Source organism: Actinosynnema sp., from assembly GCF_052038725.1.
The window spans coordinates 1-5,191 of record NZ_JBQGCX010001122.1 but is presented as its reverse complement, the minus strand read 5'-3'; the positions used below and the strand labels follow the sequence as shown (position 1 = coordinate 5,191).

Genomic DNA, 5,191 nt, shown 5'->3' with positions numbered 1-5,191 from the left:
CGCCGCTGAGGGAGTGGGGGAGGACGTGGTCGACGTCGTCGGCCAGGACGGCGGCCAGGGCGGCGAGGTCGCGGTCGCCCAGAGCGGCGAAGAAGGACGTGACGGACTCGACGCGCGCGGGGGAGGTCATGGGAAGGCCTTTCGGGACGGGGGCGGGGGAAATCGCTTGCCCCGAATCCTCACCGGGCACGCGGGCGGCAACCAGGTACCGCCGTTCCTCCCCCCGCGCCCGTTCCCCCGCGCCCGTTCCTCCGCGCCCGTTCCTCCGCGCCCGCTCCCCCCGCACCCGCTCCCCTGGGCTCACTCCCCAGCGCTCACTCCTCCGGCGGGCTCAGCCGATAGTGCTTGCCGGTCATGGTCATGGTCTGCCCCCGGTAGTTGCGCAGCGCCAGGCCGCCCTCGACGGCCTCGTGGTAGGGCCTGCTGATCGGGATCTTCCCGATGCGCGTGGTCAGCACGTACTGCGGCACGCCGAAGCCCGTCATGTGCCCCTGCAGGCCCTCCATGATCTCCAGCCCCTTCTCCACCGAGGTCATGAAGTGCGAGACGCCCGTGACGTTGTCGCAGTGGTACAGGTAGTACGGGCGGACGCGGATGCGCAGCAGCTCGGTCATGAGCTTGCGCATCGTGGGCACGTCGTCGTTGATCCCCTTGAGCAGCACCGTCTGGTTGCCGACCGGGACGCCGTGGCGCAGCAGGCGGTCGACGGCCGCCGCCGCCTCGGGGGTGATCTCCCTGGGGTGGTTGAAGTGCGTGTTCAGCCACACCGGGTGGTGGCGGGCCAGCATCTCGCAGAACTCGTCGGTGACGCGCTGCGGCAGCAGCACCGGGAAGCGCGAGCCGATGCGGATGATCTCCACGCTCGGGATGGCCCGCAGCCCGGAGATGAGCTCCTCCAGCTTCTCGTCCCGGTAGGACAGCGGGTCGCCGCCGGTGAGCAGGACGTCGCGGATCTCCGGGTGCTCGCGGATGTAGCGCAGGTCCTCCTCGTAGCCGCCGCCCTCGTTGTCGCGGAAGTACGTGCCCTCCACGTCGGTGGTGTGGAACTTGCGCGTGCAGTGGCGGCAGTACACCGGGCACGTCTCGGTGACCAGCAGGACGACCCGGTCCGGGTACTTGTGCACCACGCGGTTGGTCTTGCGGTAGAACATGTCGCCGACCGGGTCCACCTCGGCGTCGGGGAACTCCAGCAGCTCGCCCTGCGCGGGCACGGCCTGCTGCCGGATGGGGCACAGCGGGTCGTCGGGGTCCATCAGCGAGGCGTAGTACGGGGTGACGCTCCACCGGTACTTCCCGGCGGTGCCGCTGATCGCGGCCTCCTCCTGCGGGCTGACCTCGACCCACTCGCGCAGCTTGTCGAGGGTGGTGACGCGGTGGCGCATGTGCCAGCGCCAATCCCCCCACTGCTCGGCCGAAGGCGCGCCCGGCGCCATCGCGGGCGCGGCGAATGACTGCGACATGTGGGCTCCGTTGCTCAGGGGTTGACGGGCGGCCGGTGGAGCCTGCGCTCGCGCCGCACCACGGCGGGTTCCCCCGCCTCGGGTTCGGCGCGGGCGTCGGCGAGGACGGCGGCGAGCCGGGCGACCGTTCCCGTCTCGAAGAGCTGCCGGACGGGCAGGCTGACGCTCAGCTCGCTGCGGATGCGGGAGACGACCTTGGTGGCGAGCAGCGAGTGCCCGCCCAGGGCGAAGAAGTCGTCGTGGACGCCGACGCGGTCCACGCGCAGCAGCTCCCGCCAGATGCCCGCCACGGCGGCCTCCAGGTCGTCGCGCGGCGGCACGTGGTCGACGCCGCCCCTGGTGGGGGCGGGCAGGGCGGCGCGGTCGACCTTGCCGCTGCGGTTCAGCGGCAGCTCGGGCAGGAAGACGGTGGTGGCGGGGACCATGTAGTCGGGCAGCTGGGTGGCCAGGTGGGCGCGCAGGGCGTTCGCGGACGCTGCGCCGTCGGGGCCAGCGCCGTCGGGGCCAGCGCCGTCGGGACCGGCGCCATCGGGACCGGCACTGCCACGACCGGCCGCCGGGACGACGTACGCCACCAGGAAGGTCCCCACGCCCGGTTCCTCGCGCGCCACGACGACCGCGTCGGCGACGTCCGGGTGCGCGAGCAGCACCGCCGCGATCTCGCCCGGTTCGACCCGGAACCCGCGCAGCTGCACCTGGTCGTCCAGCCTGCCCAGGTACTCGAGGGTCCCGTCGGGCAGCCACCGCACCAGGTCGCCGGTGCGGTACAGGCGGTCCCCGCCACCGAGTGGGTCGGGCCCGAAGCGGTCCGCCGTCAGGTCCGGCCTGCCGACGTAGCCGTTCGCCACGCCCACGCCGCCCAGGTGCAGGTCGCCGGGCACGCCGACGCCGACCGGGTTGAGGTGGCGGTCCAGGACGAGCGCGCGCGCCCCCGGCACCGGGACGCCGATGGGCGGCACGCGCGGGCCGTCCGGGGTGATCTCGGCGGAGATGGCCACGACGGTGGCCTCGGCAGGCCCGTACAGGTTGAGCAGGGTGAAGGGCGCGTCGGGGCGCGGGCGCTTGCGCAGCGCGGCGCCGCCGGTGGTGAGCACCCGCAGCGGGCTGCCCTCGGGCCACGGCAGGTCCAGCGCCAGCTCGCACAGCGGCGTCGGCAGGAACGCCGCGGTGACGCGGTGCTCGGCCAGCCAGCGGACGGCGTGCTCGCCGGAGGCGGTGGTGTCGTCGTCGGCCAGGTGCAGCTGCGCGCCGACCGACAGCGCGGACCAGATCTCCAGCACCGACACGTCGAAGGCGGTGCCCGCGACCTGCGACACCCGGTCGCGCGCGGTGAGCCCGCAGTCGGCGGTGTACCAGTCGACCCGGTGCGCCAGTCCCCCGTGGTCGAGCTGGACGCCCTTGGGCCTGCCGGTGGAGCCGGAGGTGTGGATGACGTAGGCGGCGTCGCGGGGCCCCACCGGGACGATCGGGGCGGGGGGCGCGTCGTGGTCCGCGCCGATCTCCAGCACGACCGGGTGCTCCACGAGCCCCCTGGTGCCGGGGGTGACGAGCACGGCCTTGGGCGTCGACCTGGCGACGACGTGGCCGACGCGGGCGGCCGGGGTGGCGGCGTCCAGCGGCAGGTAGGCCGCGCCCGCCCGCATCGCGGCCAGCGAGGCCACCACGTAGTCGAACCCGCGCGGCGCGCACACCAGCACCCGGTCGCCCCGGCCGACGCCCAGCCGGGCGAGCCGGGCGGCCAGGCGAGCGGCGCGGTCGTTCAGCTCGCCGTAGGTCATGCTCAGCGCGCCCCGCACCAGCGCCGTGGAGTCCGGGGGGACGGCCGCGACGCGCTCGGGCACCAGGCCGGGGGCGCGGTCGACGGCGCGGGGCGAGCACCAGGCCCCGGTGACCAGGGCGCGCTCGTCCGGTGGCAGCAGCTCCAGGTCGTGCAGCCGGGCGTCGGGGTCGCGCACGACCGAGCGCAGCAGCGCCTCCCAGCGCGCCAGCAGCCGCAGCGCGGTGCCCTCGTCGAACAGGTCCGTCGCGTACTGGAGGTCGCAGTGCAGCCCGTCGGGGCCCGCGACGACGACGAGGGTCAGGTCGAACATCGCCGAGGTGTCCGCGCCGCGCGCCCGCCGCACGTCGAGCCCCGGCAGCTCCAGCTCGGACCAGCTGGTGTCCTGGTAGTCGAACAGGACCTGGAACAGCGGGGTGCGGCTGGGCGAGCGCTCGACCCGCAGCAGCTCCACGACCTGCTCGAACGGCAGCTCCTGGTGGGCGTAGGCGCCGGTGACGGTGTCGCGGACGCGGGCGGTCAGCTCGCCGAAGGCCGGGTTGCCGGACAGGTCGGTGCGCAGGGCCAGGGTGTTGACGAACAGGCCGATGCCGCCCTCGGCCTCCGGGGTGTCGCGGTTGGCGGTGGTGCCGCCCACGACCAGGTCCTCGCTGCCGGTGTGCCTGGCCAGCAGGGCGTTGAACGCGGCGAACAGCACCAGGTAGAGGGTGACGCCGTGGTGGCGCGCCACGTCCCGCAGGCCGCGCGCCAGCTCCGCGTCCAGGAGGAGGTCCCGGCTGGAGCCCGCGGTGCCCCTGGTGGCGGGCCGGGGGCGGTCGGTGGGCAGCTCCAGCAGGGCGGGGGCGTCGGCGAGCGCGGCGGACCAGTAGTCGTGCAGGCGGGTCAGCTCGGCGTCCCGCAGCGACGCGCGCTGCCAGCGGGCGTAGTCGGCGTACTGGACGGCGGGGGCGGGCGGGACGGGGACGTCCGCGCCGGTCTCGCGGGCGTAGAACGCGCCCAGCTCGCGCAGGAACAGGTCCTGCGACCAGCCGTCGAACACCAGGTGGTGCCAGGACAGGGCGAGGAGGTGGCGCTCGGGGCCGACCCGGTGCAGGGTCGCGCGCACCAGGGGGCCCGCCGCCAGGTCGAACGGCCGGTCCGCCCGCCGCCACGCCTCCTGCTGCGCGCGCTCCGGCGAGGTGTGCTCGACCACGGGCAGGGCGATTGCCGCGCTCGGGGCGACCCGCTGCAGGGGGACGCCGTCGACCTCGGCCACGGTGGTGCGCAGCGCGTCGTGCCGCGCCACCACGGCGTTCAGCGCCCGCTCCAGCGCGTCGGCGCGCAGCGGGCCGCTGATGTCGAGCAGCTCGGCGATGGTGTAGGCGGAGCTGCCGGGTTCGAGCTGCTCCTGGAACCACAGGCGTTGCTGGGCGTGGGAGAGCGGCGTGTCGGCGACCGGTCCGGGTTCGACGGCGGGCGCCTGCGGCAGCGGTCGGGGGGCGAGGGAGTCGATGTGCGCGGCCAGGTCCGAGAGCACCGGGTGCTGGAGCATCTGGCGGACCGTGACGCGGACCGACCAGAGGCGGCGCACCCGCACCACGACCTTGGTGGCGAGCATCGAGTCGCCGCCGCCGCCCCGGAAGAAGTGCTGGTCGCGGCCGACGCGGGCGAGTCCGAGCACCTCCTCCCAGATGGCGGCCAGCGCGCGCTCGGTGGGCGTGACCGGTTCGGCGAGCACCGCGGCGTCCGCGCCGTCCCCGCCAGGGCCGTTCCCGTCCGCGCCGTCCCCGTCCGGCGACGTGGCGCCGGGGTCGGCGAGCAGCTCCACGACGCCGTCGCGGCGCAGCCGGGCGGTGCGCTCCCCCGCGCGGCCGGGCACGCCGACCGGCACCGGCGCGCCGTAGCGGTCGCGCAGCACCACCGGTTCGCCGTCCAGCACGGCGGGGGCCTCGGCCTCGGTGGCGAGGACGAGGTC

At 75.2% G+C, this 5,191-nt stretch carries 2 protein-coding genes; both read right to left on the bottom strand.

Translation table 11 applies throughout. The features are described 5' to 3' along the window. Positions 1-314 precede the first annotated feature (314 nt). Positions 315-1,460 carry an arginine 2,3-aminomutase gene (blsG, locus tag ACTUAL_RS23670; protein ID WP_440901788.1) on the bottom strand — a complete coding sequence of 382 codons (1,146 nt, stop codon included), beginning with the start codon at positions 1,458-1,460 and terminating at the stop codon, positions 315-317. A 14-nt stretch (positions 1,461-1,474) separates the two neighbouring features. Next, on the bottom strand, positions 1,475-5,191 hold a 3,717-nt coding region (locus tag ACTUAL_RS23665), incomplete at its 5' end, for an amino acid adenylation domain-containing protein (protein ID WP_440901787.1).